This window comes from Achromobacter sp. GbtcB20, from assembly GCF_019091095.1.
GTDB classification, from domain to species: Bacteria; Pseudomonadota; Gammaproteobacteria; order Burkholderiales; family Burkholderiaceae_B; genus Achromobacter; species Achromobacter mucicolens.
In genome coordinates, this window is the sequence record NZ_JAGXJZ010000269.1 from 1 (window position 1) to 407 (window position 407).

General features: G+C 64.6%; 1 protein-coding gene. It reads right to left on the reverse strand.

What is annotated here, in order from left to right; genetic code table 11:
* Window positions 1–63: 63 nt before the first annotated feature.
* A partial coding sequence (locus KVT32_RS28925; protein WP_217619294.1) for a UbiX family flavin prenyltransferase occupies window positions 64–407 on the reverse strand: 344 nt, incomplete at its 5' end.

Below are 407 nucleotides of genomic sequence, written 5' to 3' on the forward strand. Positions count from 1 at the left end.
ATGCTGGAGGAAGCCAGGGAGTTGAAGAAAGCTGGCGACAGCGTTTATACGAATAAACGCTGATCAGGACGCTGCGCCAAGCGCCTCCGCGGCGCCGCGCATGCCGGGCCAGCGTGCGGCCTGGGGATTCTCGATGCCGAGCAAGTCCAGCACCCGGTCCAGGGTGTGGTCGACCATCTCGTCGATGCTCGCCGGCCGGTGATAAAAGCTGGGCAAAGGTGGAAACACAATCGCACCCATCTCGGTCACGGCCGTCATATTGCGCAGGTGCGCCAGGTTGAACGGCGTTTCGCGCACCATCATGACCAGGCGCCGGCGTTCCTTCAGGATCACGTCGGCCGCGCGCGCGACCAGGTTGTCCGCCAGGCCATGGGCCACGGCGGCGACGGTCTTCAACGAACAGGGGG